Raw genomic sequence first — 19,474 nt, forward strand, 5'->3', positions numbered from 1 at the left:
TCGGGAGGCGGATCCGGGGCAGCCCCGGCAGTCTGGAATGACTCGAAAAACCGCGCGTACTGGCGGGGGTAGGCTCGACAACGGCCGGGGCGTGCAGAGCACCGGCAATCGACGTGCATGACATGCACCGGCATGGCGACATGCGTGACGTTCCGACATGCGTGACATGTGGAGAGGAGCCCTGACCCAGGGTGAGCACCAAGCCGACCACCACAGACCTCGAGTGGACCGAGCTGGACCAGCGGGCCGTCGACACCGCCCGCGTCCTGGCCGCCGATGCCGTACAGAAGGTCGGCAACGGCCATCCCGGTACGGCGATGAGCCTGGCGCCCGCCGCCTACACCCTCTTCCAGAAGGTGATGCGGCACGACCCGGCGGACGCCGACTGGACCGGACGCGACCGCTTCGTGCTGTCCGCCGGGCACTCGTCCCTGACCCTCTACACCCAGCTGTACCTGGCCGGCTTCGGCCTGGAGCTGGACGATCTGAAGGCCTTCAGGACGTGGGGCTCGAAGACCCCGGGCCACCCCGAGTACGGCCACACCACCGGCGTGGAGACCACCACCGGCCCGCTCGGCCAGGGTGTCGCCAACGCGGTGGGCATGGCGATGGCCGCCCGCTACGAGCGCGGTCTGTTCGACCCGGAGGCCGCCGAGGGCACCTCCCCCTTCGACCACTTCGTCTACTGCGTCGCCGGTGACGGCTGCCTCCAGGAGGGCATCTCCGCCGAGGCCTCCTCCATGGCCGGCCACCAGAAGCTCGGCAACCTCATCCTGCTGTGGGACGACAACCACATCTCGATCGAGGGCGACACCGAGACCGCTGTCTCCGAGGACACCGTCAAGCGGTACGAGGCGTACGGCTGGCATGTGCAGCGCGTCGCCCCGAAGCCGGACGGCGACCTCGACCCGCACGCCATCTACAACGCCATCGAGGCCGCGAAGCAGGTGACGGACAGGCCGTCCTTCATCGCGATGCGCTCGATCATCGCGTGGCCGGCCCCGAACGCGCAGAACACCGAGGCCGCGCACGGCTCGGCGCTCGGCGACGACGAGGTGGCCGCCACCAAGCGCGTCCTCGGCTTCGACCCGGAGCAGTCCTTCGAGGTCTCGGACGAGGTCCTGAACCACACCCGCGCCCTGGGCGAGCGCGGCCGGCAGGCCAAGGCGGAGTGGGAGAAGTCGTTCCAGGAGTGGCGCAACAACAACCCGGAGCGCGCCGCCGAGTTCGACCGCATCAGCAAGGGCGAGCTGCCGACCGGCTGGGAGGAGAAGATCCCGGTCTTCGAGGCGGGCAAGGGCGTCGCCACCCGTGCCGCGTCCGGCAAGATCCTCCAGGCGCTGGGTGCCGTGATCCCCGAGCTGTGGGGCGGCTCGGCCGACCTGGCCGGCTCCAACAACACGACGATCGACAAGACGTCGTCGTTCCTCCCGGCGGACAACCCGCTCCCGGAGGCCGACCCGTACGGCCGGACCATCCACTTCGGCATCCGCGAGCACTCCATGGCCGCGGAGATGAACGGCATCGCGCTGCACGGCAACACCCGTATCTACGGCGGTACGTTCCTCGTCTTCTCCGACTACATGCGCAACGCCGTCCGTCTGTCGGCGCTGATGCACCTGCCGGTGACGTACGTGTGGACGCACGACTCCATCGGTCTCGGCGAGGACGGCCCGACGCACCAGCCGGTCGAGCACCTCGCCTCGCTGCGCGCCATCCCCGGCCTGAACATCGTCCGGCCCGCCGACGCCAACGAGACCGCCATCGCCTGGCGCGAGATCCTCAAGCGCTACACCAAGGTCTTCGGCAAGGGCGCCCCGCACGGCCTCGCGCTGACGCGGCAGGGCGTGCCGACGTACGAGCACAACGAGGATGCCGCGCGCGGTGGTTACGTGATGTTCGAGGCGTCCACGGGCACGCCCGAGGTCATCCTGATCGCGACCGGTTCCGAGGTGCACGTCGCCGTCGGGGCGCGCGAGCAGCTGGAGGCGGACGGGGTGCAGACGCGGGTGGTGTCCATGCCGTCCGTGGAGTGGTTCGAGGAGCAGGACCAGGGGTACCGGGACAGCGTCCTGCCGCCTTCCGTGAAGGCGCGCGTGGCGGTCGAGGCCGGGATCGGACTCACCTGGCACAAGTACGTCGGGGACGCCGGTCGCATCGTTTCCCTGGAGCACTTCGGTGCTTCGGCGGACGGCAAGGTCCTTTTCCGCGAGTTCGGGTTCACTGCCGAGAACGTCGCCGCCGTTGCCCGGGCTGTGCTTAATTCAACGACGGGGATCGCCGCAGCCCAGCGCTGACGCTCACATACGACACGTAGGAGATGCATTTTCCATGACAGACGCACTGAAGCGCCTCTCCGATGAAGGCGTCGCGATCTGGCTGGACGACCTGTCGCGCAAGCGGATCACGTCCGGCAACCTCGCCGAACTGATCGACGAGCAGCACGTCGTGGGCGTCACCACCAACCCGACCATCTTCCAGAAGGCGATCAGCAGCGGCGACGGCTACGAGCAGCAGCTCGAGGACCTCGCCGCCCGCAAGGTCACCGTCGAAGAGGCCGTCCGCATGATCACCACGGCGGACGTCCGCGACGCCACCGACATCCTGCGCCCGGTCTTCGACGCCACCGGCGGTCAGGACGGCCGGGTCTCGATCGAGGTCGACCCGAGGCTGGCGCACAACACCAAGGCGACGATCGCCGAGGCCAAGCAGCTGGCCTGGCTGGTGGATCGTCCGAACACGCTGATCAAGATCCCGGCGACCAAGGCGGGCCTGCCGGCGATCACCGAGGTGATCGGCAACGGCATCAGCGTCAACGTCACGCTCATCTTCTCGCTGGAGCGCTACCGCGAGGTCATGGACGCCTACCAGGCGGGCCTGGAGAAGGCCAAGGCCAAGGGCCTGGACCTCTCCCTGATCCACTCGGTGGCCTCCTTCTTCGTGTCCCGCGTGGACACCGAGATCGACAAGCGGCTCGACGCGCTCGGCACCGACGAGGCCAAGGCGCTGCGCGGCAAGTCCGCCGTCGCCAACGCGCGTCTCGCCTACCAGGCGTACGAGGAGGTCTTCTCCACGGACCGCTGGAGCGCGCTGGAGAACGCGGGCGCCAACAAGCAGCGTCCGCTGTGGGCCTCGACCGGCGTGAAGGACCCGGCCTACAAGCCGACCCTGTACGTCGACGACCTGGTCGCCCCGAACACGGTGAACACCATGCCGGAAGCCACGCTTCAGGCCACCGAGGAGCACGGCGACATCACCGGCAACACCATCGCCGGGACCTACGAGCAGGCCCGCGCCGACCTCGAGGCGGTCGAGGCGCTCGGGATCTCGTACGACGACGTGGTCCAGGTGCTGGAGGACGAGGGCGTCGACAAGTTCGAGGCGTCCTGGAACGACCTGCTCAAGTCGACCGAGGCGGTCCTGGAGCGCCTCGCCCCTTCGGAGGGCTGACACCTTGACCCCTGTCTCCGGTTCCGGAGCGAATCCGCTTCGTGACCCCGCCGACCGACGGCTCCCGCGTATCGCGGGGCCGTCGGGCCTGGTCATCTTCGGTGTCACGGGCGATTTGTCCCGGAAGAAGCTGATGCCCGCGGTGTACGACCTCGCCAACCGGGGTCTGCTTCCGCCCGGTTTCTCCCTGGTCGGCTTCGCGCGCCGCGAGTGGCAGAACGAGGACTTCGCACAGGAGGTCCACGACGCCGTCAAGGAGCACGCCCGTACGCCGTTCCGTGAGGAGGTCTGGCAGCAGCTCATCCAGGGGATGCGCTTCGTCCAGGGCACCTTCGACGACGACGACGCGTTCGAGCGGCTGCGCGGCACCATCGAGGAGCTGGACAAGGCCCAGGGCACGGGCGGCAACTTCGCCTTCTATCTGTCGGTGCCGCCGCGCTCCTTCCCGGTGGTCATCCAGCAGCTGAAGAAGCACGGCCTCGCCGACCAGACGAGCGGTTCCTGGCGGCGCGCGGTCATCGAGAAGCCGTTCGGCCACGACCTGAAGTCGGCCGAGGAACTCAACTCGACCGTCGAGGAGGTCTTCGCCCCGGACCAGGTCTTCCGTATCGACCACTACCTGGGCAAGGAGACCGTCCAGAACATCCTGGCGCTGCGCTTCGCCAACACGATGTTCGAGCCGATCTGGAACCGGTCCTTCGTGGACCACGTCCAGATCACGATGGCCGAGGACATCGGCATCGGCGGCCGGGCCGGCTACTACGACGGCATCGGCGCCGCCCGTGACGTCATCCAGAACCACCTCCTCCAGCTGATGGCGCTCACCGCCATGGAGGAGCCCGCCTCCTTCGACGCGGACGCGCTGGCCGCCGAGAAGACCAAGGTGCTCGGCGCGGTGCGGCTGCCGAAGGACCTGGGCCGGGACACCGTCCGCGGGCAGTACGCGGCGGGCTGGCAGGGCGGCGAGAAGGCGGTCGGGTACCTCCAGGAGGAGGGCATCGACCCCCAGTCCAAGACCGACACCTACGCCGCGATCAAGCTGGAGATCGACAACCGCCGCTGGGCGGGCGTCCCCTTCTATCTGCGCACCGGCAAGCGGCTCGGCCGCCGCGTCACCGAGATCGCGGTCGTCTTCCAGCGCGCGCCCCACTCCCCCTTCGACCACACGGCGACGGAGGAGCTCGGCAAGAACGCGATCGTCATCCGCGTCCAGCCCGACGAGGGCGTCACCGTCCGCTTCGGCTCCAAGGTGCCCGGCACCTCGATGGAGATCCGGGATGTCTCCATGGACTTCGCGTACGGCGAGTCGTTCACGGAGTCGAGCCCGGAGGCGTACGAGCGGCTGATCCTGGACGTCCTGCTCGGCGACTCCAACCTCTTCCCGCGCACCGAGGAGGTCGAGCTGTCCTGGGAGATCCTCGACCCGATCGAGGAGTACTGGGACCGCAACGGCAGGCCCGCGCAGTACCAGTCCGGGACGTGGGGCCCCGTCGAGGCGGACGACATGCTCGAACGAGACGGACGGAGCTGGCGCCGGCCATGAAGATAGACCTCACGGACACCACGGCCAGCAAGATCAACAAGGCGCTCGTCCAGGGGCGCCGCGACATCGGCACCCCCGCCGTCGGCATGGTCCTCACCCTGGTCATCGTCACCGACGAGGAGAACGCCTACGACGCCCTGAAGGCCGCCAACGACGCGTCGCACGAGCACCCTTCGCGCACGCTGGTCGTCATCAAGCGCGTCTCCCGCTCCCCGCGCGACCGTACGGCCTCGCGTCTGGACGCCGAGGTGCGGGTGGGCGCGGACGCCGGTACCGGCGAGACGGTGGTGCTGCGGCTGTACGGCGAGGTGGTGGGCCACGCCCAGTCCGTCGTCCTGCCGCTGCTGCTGCCGGACGCGCCGGTGGTGGTGTGGTGGCCGGTCAACGCACCGCTCGACCCGGCCCACGACCCGCTGGGCGCGCTGGCGCAGCGCCGGGTCACCGACACCTACGCCGCCGAGCAGCCCGTACGGGAACTCAGTGCCCGCGCCGACACCTACGCTCCCGGCGACACGGACCTGTCGTGGACCCGCATCACGCCCTGGCGCTCGATGCTGGCCGCCGCCCTGGACCAGGTCGTCTGTGAGGTGAAGGCCGTCGAGGTGGAGGGCGAGGAGTTCAACCCGAGCTGTGAGCTGCTGGCGATGTGGCTCGCGGACCGGCTGGACGTCCCGGTGAAGCGGTCGCTGTCGTCGGGCCCCGGTCTGACGGCCGTCCGCATGGACACCAACTGCGGCCCGATCGTCCTGGACCGGGCGGACGGCTCGCTGGCGACCCTGTCCATCGAGGGGCAGCCGGACCGTGCGGTGGCGCTGAAGCGGCGGGACACGGCCGAGCTGATCGCGGAGGAGCTGCGGCGACTCGACCCGGACGACACGTATGCGTCGGCGCTGCGGTTCGGGGTGGAGCGGCTGAACTCGGCGTCCACGTCGGCGGTTCGGGGAGCCGAGGCCGCGGTGGCCAAGGCGGAGCAGGCCGTCGCCCTGGCGCAGGCCGCCGTGGCCAAGGCCGAGGAGTCACCGACCGAGCCGGCCGACGAGTCGCCGGCCAAAGGAGAAGCTCCGGCCAAAGGAGACTCGGTCCGCACTCCCGTCGAGTCGGCTGCCAAGGCTCCCGCGAAAGACGCGACGGCGGAGGCACCGGTGAAGAAGGCGGCGGCGAAGTGAGCACTCCGCAACTCGTCGTGCACCGCGACAAGGAACTGATGGCGCAGGCCGCCGCGGCCCGGCTGATCACGAAGATCGTGGACGCCCAGGCCTCGCGCGGCTCCGCGTCGGTCGTGCTCACCGGCGGCCGCAACGGCAACGGCCTGCTCGCCGCGCTGTCCGCCGCGCCCGCCCGGGACGCCGTCGACTGGGGCCGGCTCGACCTGTGGTGGGGCGACGAGCGGTTCCTGCCCGAGGGCGACCCCGAGCGCAATGTCACGCAGGCCCGCGAGGCCCTGCTGGACGCGGTTCCGCTCGACCCGAAGCGGGTGCACGCGATGCCCGCCTCGGACGGTCCGCACGGCGCCGACGCGGAGGCGGCGGCCGCCGCCTACGCCGAGGAGCTGGCCCGTGCCGCGGGCCCGGAGAACCACGGCGCCGTGCCCACGTTCGACGTCCTGATGCTGGGCGTCGGCCCGGACACCCACGTGGCCTCCCTGTTCCCGGAACTGCCCGCCGTACGGGAGACGGAGCGCACGGTGGTCGGCGTCCACGGCGCCCCCAAGCCCCCGCCCACCCGGGTCACCCTCACGCTCCCCGCGATCCGCGCGGCCCGCGAGGTGTGGCTGCTGGCGGCCGGCGAGGACAAGGCGAACGCCACGGCGATCGCCCTGTCCGGCGCGGGCGAGGTCCAGGCCCCGGCGGCGGGTGCCTACGGCAGACAGCGCACCCTGTGGCTGCTGGACGCCGCGGCGGCGTCCCAGCTGCCGCGCTCGCTGTATCCGCCGGCTTCGTCCTGAGCACAGCCCCTCCCAAGGCCCCAGGTGGATCCACCTGGGGCCTTCCGCATACCCGGCCCTACTTGACCGACCCCGCCATCACCCCCTGCACGAAGTGCCGTTGGAACGCGAAGAACACCACGACCGGCACGATCAGGGAGACAAAGGCGCCCGGTGCCAGGACGTCGATGTTGCTGCCGAACTGCCGTATCTGGGACTGGAGTTCCACTGTGAGCGGCTGGGAGGCGCTGTCCGCGAAGAGCAGGGCGACCAGCATGTCGTTCCAGACCCAGAGGAACTGGAAGATGGCCAGGCTGGCGACGGCCGGGCGGCCGACCGGCAGGACGAGACGGAGGAAGATGCGCCACTCGCTGCCGCCGTCCATCCGGGCCGCCTCCAGCATCTCCTTCGGTATCTCGGCGAAGTAGTTGCGCAGCAGGAACACGGCGAACGGCAGCCCGTAGGCCACATGGAAGAGCACGACGCCCGGGATCGTGCCGAACAGGCCCAGCTGGCCGAAGAGTTTGGCCACCGGCAGCAGGCCGATCTGCACCGGCACCACCAACAGCGCGACCACCAGCAGGAAGAGCGGCTCGCGGCCGGGGAAGTCCAGCCAGGCGAAGGCGTATCCGGCGAGTGCCGCGATGACGACGACCAGCGCCGTGGTCGGGACCGAGATCAGCACGGTGTTCCAGAAGGCCTGCGTGATGCCGGCGTTCTCCAGCAGGGCGGAGTAGTTGTCGAAGGACAGCTGGCCGGGGCTGGTGAACACCGTCCACCAGCCGCCCGTCGCCGTGTCCTCGGCGGACCGCAGCGAGGACAGGAACAGCCCGGCCAGCGGGGTGAGCCAGATCAGCCCCAGCACCACGAGGAGGGCCTGGACCAGGCTGTTGCCCAGGCCCCGTCGGACGGCGTTCATCGCTGACTCCTTCGGAAACGGCGGACGTTGAAGACCATTGCGGGGATCACCAGGAGGAGGAGCAGGACGCCGAGCGCGCTGCCGAGTCCCTGGTCGTTGCCCCCGCCGAAGGACACCAGCCACATCTGCGTCGCCAGGACGGTCGCGTCCTCCTGCACCGGTCCGGGCGCGATGATGTAGACGAGGTCGAAGACCTTCATCACGTTGATCACCAGGGTCACGAACACCACGGTCAGCACCGGTGCGAGCAGCGGCACGGTGATCTTCCGGAAGATCTGCCACTCGTTCGCACCGTCCATCCGGGCCGCTTCCAGCGAGTCCCGGGGCAGTGTCGACAGTCCCGCGCCGATCAGCACCATCGCGAAGCCGGTCCAGATCCACAGATACGCCCCGATGATCGCGGGCGTCACGAGCGCGGGCCCCAGCCAGGAGACGCCGTCGTAGGGCGGGGCGAAGTTCGAGGCGGGCAGTTTCACGGCGTACGACCCCTCGCGCAGCCCCTCGAAGCGGAAGGAGCCGTCGGACGCGGTGGTCGTCGTACCGACCGTCTTCCCGTCGCGCACCGCCTCGACCGTCATCTCCGGCAGCCCGCTCTCCCGCCGGTCGACGCGCCCCTGTTCCCCTCCCCCGCCGGGCGTGAAGTCCAGGTACACGACTCCGCGCAGCTCACTGTTGGCGGCCTTCTGCCCGGCCGCCGTGTACGCGGGCTCGGCGCCGTCCGGCACATCGCCGGGCAGCACGCCGACCAGGCCGAGCGCCACCGTGTCCCCGGGCGAGACGTCCCCGGTCGTCCGGTACGCCCCGCTCGCCTCCTTGGCCATCCCCTGGCCGTCGCGCGCCCGGGCCGTCGGATACGACGACGTGCCCTGGAAGGCGTCGTGGACGCCGACGACCGCGGCGTTCAGCACGCCCTTGTCGGGATCCTCGTCGTAGGCGAGCCGGAAGATGATGCCGGCGGCGAGGAAGGACACCGCCATCGGCATGAACAGCAGCAGTTTGAACGCCGTCGCCCAGCGGACCTTCTCCACCAGGACGGCCAGGATCAGCCCCAGCCCGGTCAGCAGCGTCGGCGCCACGACGACCCAGATCGCGGTGTTGCGTACGGCCTTGAGGGTCGCCGGGTCGCGGAACATCTCGGTGTAGTTGTCGCCGCCGACGAACTGTGTCCCGGACGCGTCGAAGAAGCTGCGGCCGACGGAGAACAGCACCGGGTAGACGACGAGGGCGCCGAGCAGGAGCAGGGCGGGGAAGACGAACAGCAGGGCGACGATCCGCCCCCGCCGCCGCGAGCGCCGGACGCGTCCGGCACCGGCGGCAAGCGGAGGGCTCGTCTCTTTCACGAGGGTCGCGGTCATGGCGGTCAGTTCCCGTACGCCTTGGCCGCCGCCTTCTCCAGCTCGGCCGCGGTCGCCTTCGGGTCCGAGGGGTCGCGCAGGAAGTCCTGCAGGATCTTCCACTCGCCGGCGCCCTTGGTGCCGCCGAACGCGGCCGGCGCCTGGTCGGACATGTCGAAGCGGACCGAGTCGCCCGCGCCGACCAGGGACTTCGCGGTGGCCCGGGTGACAGCGTCGCCGTAGGAGGCGAGGTCGAGCCCCTTGTTCGGGGAGAGGAAGCCGCCTGCCTCGGCCCACACCGCCGCCGCTTCGGGGGTCGCGAGGTATTCCAGGAGCTTCATGCCCGCTTCGGCGTTCTTGCCGTCCTTGAGGACGACGGCCGCGTCGCCGCCGCTGACGACGGGCGCGGTGCCGCCTTCGACCGCCGGGAACGGGAAGAAGTTCGCGTCCTCGCCGATGCTCTTGCCGAACTGGTCCTTGGCCACCCCGGCGACGAAGTCGCCCTCGTAGACCATGCCGGCCTCGGGCTTCGGCCCGAACACCTTCTCCACCGAGCCCGGGAAGTCCGTGTTGAGGGCCCCCTTCTGCCCGCCCGCGACCAGCTGCTTGTCCTTGAACAGCGTGCCGAGCGTGGTGAGCGCCTCGACCACACTGGCGTCCGTCCACTTCAGCTCGTGGGCGGCCAGGGCGTCGTACTTCTCGGGTCCGGCCTGGGACAGATAGACGTTCTCGAACCAGTCGGTGAGCGTCCAGCCGTCCTGGCCTGCGACCGAGAACGCGGCAAGACCGGAGTCGGAGACGGTCTGCCCGGCCTTCAGCATCTCGTCGTACGTCTTCGGCGGCTCGACGCCGGCCTGGGCGAGGGCGTCGGGGCTGTACCAGACGGTCGACTTGTGGGCGGCCTTGAAGTACAGGCCGTACAGCGTGCCGTCGACGCTGCCGTACGTCTTCCAGACATCGGCGTAGTTGGCGCCGACGGACTCCTGGGTGGTCTTGGACAGCGGCTTGAGCCAGCCCTCCTTCGCGAACTGCTGGAGTACGCCGACCTGCGGGACCATCACGACGTCGGGGGCGTTGCCGCCCTCGATCTTGCTGCCGACGACGGTGGAGACGTTGTCCCCGGTGGACACGAACTGGGTCTTCGCGCCGGTCTTCTCGCCGAAGGCGTCGAGCACCTTCTGGAAGTTCTCCTGCTCACTGCCGGACCAGACACCGGCCACGGTGACCGTCTGGCCGCCGAGCGCCTTGTCGCCGCCGCCCGCCGTGACCGGGCCGCCGCCACAGGCGGTGGCGCCGAGCGCCAGTACGAGGCCGATGCAGCCGGTGAGCAGGGGGGTACGTCGTCGCATCATCGTTGATGTCCCTTCAGAGGGTGGGGAGAGGATGGGGAACTGCCGGGAGGTCACTGATCCACCAGGCGGTCGTCGAGCCGGGCAGCACCCCGGCGGCCGGGCAGGGCCCGCTGGACAGCAGCGGGGTGCCGGAGACCGGCGCGGGCACGGGTGCGGTGGTGAAGTTGACGGCGCAGACCAGGTCGTCGCCGCGGGCGAACGCGAGGACGCCCGGCGGGGTGTCCAGCCAGCGCAGCGTTCCCTCGCCCAACTGGGGCAGGGACGCGCGCAGTTGGAGGCCGTCGCGGTACAGGTGCCAGAAGGAGCGGGTGTCGGCGAGGGCCCGGTCGGTGGCGTGCTCGGCGAACCACTCCGGCTGCGGCAGCCACGGCTTGGCGCCCTCCACCCCGGAGGTGAAGCCGAACGGCGACGCCTGCCCCGACCAGGGCAGCGGCACCCGGCAGCCGTCACGGATCCGGGCCCGACTGCCGGTCCGCCGGAAGATCGGGTCGGTGAGCACGTCGTCGGGCAGATCGACGACCTCGGGCAGCCCCAGCTCCTCCCCCTGATAGATGTACGCGGCTCCGGGCAACGCCAGCATCAGCAGCGCGGCGGCACGGGCGCGGGCGGCGCCCAGGGCCTGCGTCGGAAGTGGCGTCGTCCGCCCGGAGGGCGGGCCGGGCGGCGTCGTGGGGGTACCTCCCGCCCGAGCCGGGCGAAGCTCGGTTCGAGGGTGGGGGAGCGTGCTCTCGGCGTGCCGGGCGGAAGGCCCCGTCGATGGACCGGACGTACTTGGGCTTTCGCCCGGTGCGGCGAAGGGGGTCCCCCCGTCCGAGCCGTGCGAAGCCGGTTCGAGGATGGGGGCGCGTGCCGGGCGCCGCGCGGCAGGCGCCACTTCCGACACAGGCCCTGGTCCGCTGCCCTCGGTGGCCGGTTCGCCGTAGCGGGTGACGGTGCGGACCTGGTCGTGGTTGTTCAGGACCCAGGTGACCGTCGAACCCGTGCCGGCTATGTCCTGCATCGCCTCGGAGATGACCTTGCGGAAGGCGCCGGCCTCCCACGGGGCGCTGAGCAGGTCGAAGAAGAAGGCCTGGTGGAGCTCGTCGGAGCGGACGTACTCGGCGTGCTCACGGGCCGTCGGGACGGACACCTCGCCGACCAGCAGCCGCTCGCGGCCGTCGCGGGCGGCGTATTCCTCGCACACGGCCCGCCAGTGCCGCCACACGTCGTGCACCTCGGGCTGGTTCCAGGCGAGCGGGTTGACCGAGTCGCGGGTGCGGGCGTCGGCCTCCGGGTCGTCCGAGTCGGGCAGCTCCGGGTGCTTGAAGAGACCGGCCGCCACGTCGATACGGAAGCCGTCGATCCCCCGGTCCAGCCAGAAGCGGAGGATCCGGTCGAACTCCGCGCCGGTCTCGGGGTTGCGCCAGTTCCAGTCGGGCTGCTCGGGCGCGAACATGTGCAGGTACCACTGGCCGGGCCGCCCGTCCGCCTCGGTGACGCGGGTCCAGGCCGGGCCGCCGAACATGGAGTGCCAGTTGTTGGGCGGTTCGGCGCCGTCGGGTCCACGGCCGTCGGCGAAGTGGAAGCGGGCGCGGGCCGCGCTGCCGGGTCCGGCGGCGAGTGCCTCACGGAACCACGGGTGCTCGCTGGAGCAGTGGTTGGGGACGATGTCGAGCAGCACCCTGATGCCGAGCCGCCGGGCCGTCGCCATCAACAGGTCGAACTCGGCGAGGTCGCCGAAGAGCGGGTCGACATCGCAGTAGTCGGCGACGTCGTAGCCGTGGTCGTGCTGGGGCGACGGGTAGAAGGGGCTCAGCCAGATCCCGTCGACGCCGAGCTTCTTCAGATACGGCAGTCCGGCCCGGACGCCCGCGAGATCGCCGATGCCGTCACCGGTGCTGTCCAGGAAGCTGCGGACGTACACCTGGTAGATCACCGCGTCACGCCACCAGCGGCGGTACTTACTCAACATGCATGCATGTTAGATAGGCGTATCGCGGAGGTGTCAATGAAAGAAACAAAGGATACTGGCGAGTTGGCTCACCAAATAAGGACACATGGGGGCATCTAGTCGCCAGATGAGACGACGCCGTTACCTAACAAGTAACTAGCGACTGGAGATGACCGCCAGCTCGCGCGCCATCCGCCGCACCGCGTCCCCAGGCGTCTCACGCCCGGTCATCGCGTCCTGCACGGCAGCCTGCACCGCCAGGCTGACCTGGCCATAGCGCGGGCTCTTGGGGCGCGGAGCGGCGGTGAGCACGCTCTCGCGCAGGATCGGCAGATAGGGAAAGCGCCGGACGAGCGCGGGATCGTCGTAGAGATGCGCGCGCACCGGCGGCAGCGCCCCGTGCGTGAGGACCTGGCGCTGGACGGGCTCACTGGTGAGGTACGCGAGCAGGCGCGCGGCCGTGTCGGGGTGCCGCGCATGGGTGCTGACGGCCAGGTTGGAGCCACCGAGCACGCTCGCCCCCGGCCCGTCGGGACCGGGCAGGGGCACGGCCCCGACCTTCCCGGCCAGCGGGGATCCCGCGGCGGACGCGGCGGCGTAGGCGTACGGCCAGTTGCGCAGGAACAGCAGACGGCCGTCGAGGAAGGCCTGCTTGGACTCCTCCTCCTTGAAGGTCAGCGCCCGCCGCGGAATCCAGCCCTCGCGCACCCCGCGAGCGAGGAACCCGATGCCCTCGCGGGCCGCGCTCGAGTTCACGGTGACGCGTTCGCCCTCGTCGCCCAGGATCGTGCCCCCGGCCGAGTACACGGCCTCGGCCGCGTTGACGGTCAGACCCTCGTACGGCAGGAACTGGCCGGCGTAGCCGTCGAGTCCGTACTTCGGGGCGACGGTCTTCGCGACCCGTTCCAGCTCGGTCCAGGTGCGCGGCGGCGGCAGACCCTCTCTCGCGAGGACGTCCTTGCGGTAGAGCAGCAGCCCTGCGTTGGTGACGTACGGGACGGCGTACAGCCGCCCGTCGTAGGTCGCCGTGTCGACGACCGGGGGCAGGAAGGAACTGAGCGGGAAGCGGTCGTGTTCCAGCGGGCGGATCCAGCCGGCCGCCGCGAACTCGGAGGTCCAGGCGACGTCGATGTTGAGGACGTCGAAGCGACCGCGGTCGCCGCCGCGCAGGTCGGTGATCATCTGCGCGCGGGTCTCGTCGGCCGAGTCCGGCAGCTCGACGAGCGTCACCTTCTCGTCGGGATGGGTGCGGTTCCATCCCGCCAGCAGAGGGCCGAGGTATCCGGTGAGGTCTCCGGCGGTGGCGAGGGTCAAGGGCCCCCGGTCGCCCGCGGCCGGCTCGTCGGCCCGTGCGCCCGAGGCCACATACCCCGTCAAGATCACGACGAGGACGAGAAGGCCCCTACCGGCGGCGTGTATCCACCGCATAGGTTCCTCCCTGCGCACCGGCGCCGGGCCCCTTCGCCCGGAGTCAGAGGCCATGTATACCTGTTAGGTATGGGCGATACTAGGGTCTGCAGCACATTACAAGGACGCGAGGAGGAGAGGGACGAGTGCGCCTGCCGCTCCTGGCACTCCTCGCGCGCGGTCCGGCCCACGGCTACGAGCTCAAGCAGGACCTTGAGCAACTGCTGGGCTCCGCGTACCCTCAGCCGAACATCGGCCAGATCTACGTCACCCTCGGCCGCCTCGAGAAGACGGGACTGATCGAAGGCGAAGAGGTCGAGCAGTCGAGCCGGCCGAACAAGAAGATCTACCACCTCACCGACGCCGGGCGCGAGGCGCTGCACGCCTGGTACGAGGAGACGGCGGACGAGCCCCGGGTACGGGACGAGTTCTTCATGAAGCTCGTGCTCGCCCCGCAGACCGGTCTGGCCGACCAGATCGCGCTGATCAACAAACAGCGGCGCCAGTATCTGAACACCATGCGCAGCCTGTCGAAGCTGGCCGCCACCGAGGACCGGGACAACCGTGTCGCCCACCTGCTGATCGAGGGCGCGATGCTGCATCTGCAGGCCGACCTCGACTGGTTGGAACGCTGCCAGGAGGAACTGGAGGAGTCGGAGTGAGCGAGAGCCCCACTCCTCTGCTGCGCGCCGAGGGCCTGGTCAAGACGCACCACGGCGAGGGTGCCCCGGCACATGCCGTACGCGGGGTCGATCTGTGTGTGACGCGCGGCGAGTTCGTGGCCGTCACCGGCCCGTCCGGCGCCGGCAAGTCGACACTGCTGCATCTGCTCGGAGGGCTGCAACGGCCGGACGGCGGCAGCATCTGGCTGGACGGCGAGTGCACGGACTCCTACACCGAGGCACGCTGGGCCGTGGCGCGGCGCCGTCGCATCGGGATCGTCTTCCAGTTCTTCAACCTGGTCTCCAACCTCTCCGTCGCGGACAACGTCGAGCTGCCCGCGCTCCTCGCCGGGACGCCACCGAAGCGTGCGCGCGCCGAGCGGGAGGCGCTGCTGGACGAGCTGGGTCTGGCCGGCAAGGAGCGCAGCATGCCGGGCGAGCTGTCCGGCGGTGAGCAGCAGCGGGTCGCGCTGGCCCGCGCTCTGGTCAACCACCCCCCGCTGCTGCTGGCCGACGAACCCGCGGGCAGCCTGGACAGCCGGGGCACCCGCGAGGTCATGCGGCTGCTCTCCCGCTTCCACCAGCGCGGCCAGACGATCGTGCTGGTCACCCACGACGCCCGGCTGGCCAGCGCCGCGGACCGGGTCATCAGCTTCTTCGACGGACGGATCGCGGACGACGCGCAACTGACCGGCACACCATCGCGCCGGATCGGCACGTCCGGGGTGCTGGAACTGAAGGACTGACCCGCGGTGTACGACGATCCGGTGTACGAGGAAGCGGTGTACGGCGCACTGGCGCCGGCCCGCCCAGGCGCACGCGAGCGGGGGCAGGCGGTCCTGCGAATACGCCGGCCCCACCGCAGCCGCCCCGGGGGGGAGACGATCGGCCCCGCGGAACCCTCGGCTCAGCCGCCCCGCCGCACCCGGCTCGAGAGGCTGAGGCCCATGCGAGCAACCCTGCGCTGGGTGCATTCCGATCTGCGCACACACCGCGGCGAGGCGCTGTTCATCGTGCTCGCCACCGCCGGAGTCGTCGTCTCACTGCTGCTTGCGACGGCGCTCTTCGGCTACGCAACCAACCCCTGGCAGCGCGTGTTCGCACAGTCGCGGGACGCGCACGTGTGGATCCACACCGGCCCCTCCGCCGACGCACGCGAGCTCGCGGCGCTGGACGGCGTCGAGTCCGTCGCCGGCCCCTACCCGACCGAGTCGGCCACCCTCGCCTCCCGCGGTGTGCGCGCCTCCGTCGAGCTGCGCGGCACGGCCGCCCGGCCCGCCATCGGGCGCCCGCTCCTCACCTCCGGCCGCTGGCTGGACGGCGCACACCCCGACGGCGTGGTGCTGGAGAGCCGCCTGGCCCGCGCCCTGCTCGCCGAGCCCGGCGACGTCCTCGCCCTGCCCGGCACCGCACGCACCCTGACCGTCGCCGGGATCGCCGACAGCGCCGAGCCGCGCTACCGCCCCGGCGAGCGCGCCGGACTCGTATGGGCGCTGCCGTCCGCCGTGCGCGCCCCGGACGGCGAGGTGACCGGACTGCGCCTGGCGGACCCGGACGAAACGGACTACGCCGTCCAGCGCGCCGTCACCGTGCTCGGCGCCGGCGCGGTCAGCGAGGTCACCACCTGGCAGCAGGCCCGGTCCGAGGCACAGGGCGACACCCGGCTCCTGGGCCAGGTGCTCGGTCTGTTCGGACTCGGCGCACTGCTCGCCGCCGGACTCGCCGTGCACGGTGCGATCGGCACTCGCATCCGGGGCCATCTGCGCGACATCTCGGTACTGAAGGCGATCGGCTTCACGCCCGGCCAGGTCGTCCGCGTCTTCCTGCTGCAGCACGTCGCCTACGCCCTGCTCGGCGCGGTGACCGCGGCGGCGCTCACCCAGGCGCTGGGAGCCCGGATCCCGGGCCGGCTCGGTGACGCGGTCGGCGTGTGGCAGGGGCTGCCGGGGCACACCGCCGCGCTGCTCGCGATACCGGTGGGCGTCGTGCTGTTCATCGCCGCGACCACCGGGCTCGCGGCCTGGCGAGCGGGACGTGTGTCCCCGGTGCCCGTGCCGCGGACCGCCGCGCCGGCAGCCGGCCGGCTGTCGGGTCTGGCGCGCGGGGCGCTCGGGCTGCGGCTGCCGCCGGCCCTGGTCCTCGGCTGGCACAAGGCGTTCCCCCGCCGGCCACGCACGCCGGCCACCGTCGCCCGCCTCGCGCTGCCCCTGCTGCTGATCGTGGTGGCGATGAGCGCCTGGACCACCATCGACCGCTTCCACAGCAGGCCCGACCAGGTCGGCCTCGCCGCCGCGCTCACCGTCCGCCCCGACGGCGAGGTCGGCGACCGTGACGTCCGGGCCCTCCTCGACCGCGACCCGCGGATCGCCGCCGCCCACCCGGGCGTCGAGGTGGCGGCCCTCGTGCCGGGCCAGACGGCCACGATCGCCCTGCGTGGTCTCGGCACCCGCCAGGACCCCTACCCGTACGCCCTGGCCGAGGGCCGACCGGCGCACGGCCGGGACGAGGCGGTGGCCGGGCAGGGACTGCTCGATCTGCTGGACGTGCGGGTCGGGGACTGGGTGCGGATGACCGTGGGCGACCAACCGCAGATCCTGCACATCGTGGGCCGCAGCATCGAGCCGGACAACGCCGGCCGGGTCATCTCCACCTCGCTCGACACCCTCCGTGAGAACGACCCCGGGCTGCGCCCCACCCTCTACCAGCTGCGCCTCCAGCCGGGCGCCGCCCCCCGTGAGGTCGCGGGCGACCTGGCCACGGCCACGCGCGGGCACCTGGACGTGCACGCCGTGCCGAATCCGGCGGACGGACTGTCATCGCTGCGCGGAGTCGTGCTCGCGCTGATCGGCGTGCTCGCGCTGATCGGGATCGTCGAACTGCTGACCGTGATCGGCGGTTCCGTCCGCGAGGGTGAACGGGATCTGCTGGCGCTCAAGGCCGTCGGCCTTACCCCGCGGCAGATCACCGCCGTCACCGTCACGGCCACCGCCTGCACCGCCCTGGCCGCGGTCCTGCTCGGCACGGCGCTGGGGCTGCCCCTCGCGCACTGGCTCATCGACGCCCAGGGCAGATCCAGCGGCATCGGCGCCGGGATAGCCCAGGGTCCGTCGCCCCTACTCCTGGTGCTGTTCGGCGCGGCCGCCGTGGTGGGCGCCGCCGCTCTCGCCGCCCTGCCCGCGGCCCGCGCGGCCGGCCGCCGACTCGCCGACACTCTGAGTGCCGTGGCGTAGGGCCGCGGCGGCAGCCGTCTCGGCGGAAGCGGACGGCCGCGCACCGTCCGCTTCCCGCGTCGCGGTCACTGCCGGCCGCGCAGCTCCCGGTACTTGGCGACCAGTGCCTTGCTGGACGCGTCCAGGCCCGGCACGTCCGCGCCCTCGGTCAGTGCGGGCTCGACGCGCTTGGCGAGGACCTTGCCGAGTTCGACGCCCCACTGGTCGAAGGAGTCGATGTTCCAGACGGCACCCTGCACGAACACCTTGTGCTCATACAGCGCGATCAGCTGGCCGAGCACCGACGGGGTCAGCTCGCGCGCGAGGATGGTGGTCGTCGGGTGGTTGCCCAGGAACGTCTTGTGCGCCACCAGCTCCTCGGGCACACCCTCCGCACGCACCTCCTGAGGCGTCTTGCCGAAGGCCAGGGCCTGCGTCTGGGCGAAGAAGTTCGCCATCAACAGGTCGTGCTGCGCGCCCAGTTCGTCACTCAGCTCGGCGACCGGCTCGGCGAAGCCGATGAAGTCGGCCGGGATCAGCTTCGTGCCCTGGTGGATCAGCTGGTAGTAGGCGTGCTGCCCGTTGGTGCCGGGCGTGCCCCAGACGACCGGCCCGGTCTGCCACTCCACCGGAAGACCGTCCCGCCCGACGTACTTGCCGTTGGACTCCATGTCCAGCTGCTGCAAGTAGGCGGTGAACTTGGACAGGTAGTGGCTGTAGGGCAGCACCGCATGCGACTGGGCGTCGTGGAAGTTGCCGTACCAGATGCCCAACAGGCCCAGCAGCAGCGGCACGTTGGCGTCGGCGGCCGCGCTCCGGAAGTGCTCGTCGACGATCCGGAACCCGTCGAGCATCTCCCGGAACCGGTCCGGCCCGATGGCGATCATCAGGGACAGGCCGATCGCCGAGTCGTACGAGTAGCGTCCGCCGACCCAGTCCCAGAACTCGAACATGTTGGCCGTGTCGATACCGAAGCCGGAGACCTTCTCGGCGTTGGTCGACAGCGCCACGAAGTGCTGGGCGACGGCTTCCTGACCGGCCTTCAGCTCACCCAGCAGCCAGTTGCGGGCCGAGGTCGCGTTGGTGATCGTCTCGATCGTGGTGAACGTCTTGGAGGCGATGACGAACAGCGTCTCCGCGGCGTCCAGGTCACGGATGGCCTCGTGCAGGTCGGCCCCGTCCACGTTCGACACGAAGCGGACCGTCAGGTCGCGGTCGGTGTAGCTGCGCAGCACCTCGTACGCCATCGCCGGGCCGAGGTCGGAGCCGCCGATGCCGATGTTGACCACGTTCTTGATGCGCTTGCCGGTGTGGCCTGTCCAGGCGCCGGAACGGACCCGCTCGGCAAAGTCGGCCATCCTGTCGAGGACGGCGTGCACTGCGGGGACCACGTTCTCCCCGTCGACCTCGATCACCGCGTCCCGCCGCGCGCGCAGCGCGGTGTGCAGCACGGCGCGGTCCTCGGTGATGTTGATGCGGTCACCGCGGAACATGGCGTCCCGGAGGCCGAACACATCCGTGGCGGCGGCCAGCTCACGCAGCAGCCGCAGCGTCTCGTCGGTGACGAGGTGCTTGGAGTAGTCGACATACAGGTCGCCGACCTGGAGCGTGTAGCCGGAGCCGCGGCCGGGATCGGCGGCGAACAGCTCGCGCAGTTGCACCTCGCCGAGTTCCTCGCGGTGCTTGGCCAGCGCGGTCCACTCGGGCGTCTGGTTGAGCCGGGTACGGCCGTCTGCGTTCATGT

14 protein-coding genes are annotated in these 19,474 nt (G+C 70.8%); 8 read left to right on the forward strand and 6 right to left on the reverse strand.

The window, feature by feature from the left end; all coding sequences use genetic code 11:
• Positions 1–191: 191 nt before the first annotated feature.
• From tkt to pgl, 5 genes are read left to right on the forward strand one after another with little or no spacing between them, the layout of a single operon-like run.
• Positions 192–2,297, forward strand: a complete 2,106-nt coding sequence (tkt, locus tag KCH48_RS19620) for a transketolase (protein WP_210575770.1) — start codon at positions 192–194, stop codon at positions 2,295–2,297.
• Between the two features lie 34 nt (positions 2,298–2,331).
• Positions 2,332–3,450, forward strand: coding sequence for a transaldolase (gene tal, locus KCH48_RS19625; protein ID WP_210575772.1), 1,119 nt, complete (start codon positions 2,332–2,334; stop codon positions 3,448–3,450).
• 4 nt (positions 3,451–3,454) lie between these two features.
• A complete protein-coding gene (zwf, locus tag KCH48_RS19630) occupies positions 3,455–4,993 on the forward strand; it encodes a glucose-6-phosphate dehydrogenase (protein ID WP_210575775.1) in 1,539 nt (512 codons plus the stop codon).
• Positions 4,990–6,159, forward strand: coding sequence for a glucose-6-phosphate dehydrogenase assembly protein OpcA (opcA, locus tag KCH48_RS19635; RefSeq protein ID WP_210575778.1), 1,170 nt, complete (start codon positions 4,990–4,992; stop codon positions 6,157–6,159). Before zwf ends, opcA begins: the two co-directional genes overlap by 4 nt.
• The gene (pgl, locus tag KCH48_RS19640; protein WP_210575780.1) at positions 6,156–6,938 is read left to right on the forward strand and encodes a 6-phosphogluconolactonase; all 783 of its coding nucleotides are present in this window, start codon (positions 6,156–6,158) and stop codon (positions 6,936–6,938) included. The genes opcA and pgl overlap by 4 nt, the downstream gene beginning before the upstream one ends.
• A gap of 58 nt (positions 6,939–6,996) precedes the next feature.
• On the opposite strand, the gene KCH48_RS19645 is transcribed toward pgl, so the two are convergent.
• The 5 genes from KCH48_RS19645 to KCH48_RS19670 all read right to left on the reverse strand — a co-directional run bounded on the left by KCH48_RS19645 (position 6,997) and on the right by KCH48_RS19670 (position 13,880).
• Positions 6,997–7,836 (reverse strand): carbohydrate ABC transporter permease, encoded by an 840-nt coding sequence (locus KCH48_RS19645; RefSeq protein ID WP_210575781.1) that lies wholly within the window; start codon positions 7,834–7,836, stop codon positions 6,997–6,999.
• Positions 7,833–9,191, reverse strand: coding sequence for an ABC transporter permease subunit (locus tag KCH48_RS19650; RefSeq protein WP_210575782.1), 1,359 nt, complete (start codon positions 9,189–9,191; stop codon positions 7,833–7,835). Before KCH48_RS19650 ends, KCH48_RS19645 begins: the two co-directional genes overlap by 4 nt.
• Positions 9,192–9,196: 5 nt before the next feature.
• The gene (locus tag KCH48_RS19655; protein ID WP_210575783.1) at positions 9,197–10,522 is read right to left on the reverse strand and encodes an ABC transporter substrate-binding protein; all 1,326 of its coding nucleotides are present in this window, start codon (positions 10,520–10,522) and stop codon (positions 9,197–9,199) included.
• Between the two features lie 13 nt (positions 10,523–10,535).
• Complete coding sequence (locus KCH48_RS42295; protein WP_246885541.1) at positions 10,536–12,473, reverse strand: glycoside hydrolase family 13 protein; 1,938 nt, start codon at positions 12,471–12,473, stop codon at positions 10,536–10,538.
• A gap of 135 nt (positions 12,474–12,608) precedes the next feature.
• Positions 12,609–13,880 (reverse strand): ABC transporter substrate-binding protein, encoded by a 1,272-nt coding sequence (locus KCH48_RS19670; protein ID WP_210575784.1) that lies wholly within the window; start codon positions 13,878–13,880, stop codon positions 12,609–12,611.
• 125 nt (positions 13,881–14,005) lie between these two features.
• On the opposite strand from KCH48_RS19670, the gene KCH48_RS19675 reads away from it, so the two are divergent.
• From KCH48_RS19675 to KCH48_RS19685, 3 genes are all read left to right on the forward strand, one after another.
• Entirely contained in the window at positions 14,006–14,521 is a 516-nt protein-coding gene (locus tag KCH48_RS19675; protein ID WP_210575785.1) for a PadR family transcriptional regulator, read from the forward strand.
• Entirely contained in the window at positions 14,518–15,267 is a 750-nt protein-coding gene (locus tag KCH48_RS19680) for an ABC transporter ATP-binding protein (RefSeq protein ID WP_210575787.1), read from the forward strand. Before KCH48_RS19675 ends, KCH48_RS19680 begins: the two co-directional genes overlap by 4 nt.
• Positions 15,268–15,468: 201 nt before the next feature.
• Positions 15,469–17,751, forward strand: coding sequence for an FtsX-like permease family protein (locus tag KCH48_RS19685; protein ID WP_210575789.1), 2,283 nt, complete (start codon positions 15,469–15,471; stop codon positions 17,749–17,751).
• A gap of 65 nt (positions 17,752–17,816) precedes the next feature.
• On the opposite strand, the gene pgi is transcribed toward KCH48_RS19685, so the two are convergent.
• Positions 17,817–19,472 carry a glucose-6-phosphate isomerase gene (gene pgi / locus KCH48_RS19690; protein WP_210575791.1) on the reverse strand — a complete coding sequence of 552 codons (1,656 nt, stop codon included), beginning with the start codon at positions 19,470–19,472 and terminating at the stop codon, positions 17,817–17,819.
• Between the last annotated feature and the right edge of the window lie 2 nt (positions 19,473–19,474).

It is taken from the genome of Streptomyces sp. GESEQ-4 (assembly GCF_017948455.1).
Classification (GTDB): Bacteria; Actinomycetota; Actinomycetes; order Streptomycetales; family Streptomycetaceae; genus Streptomyces.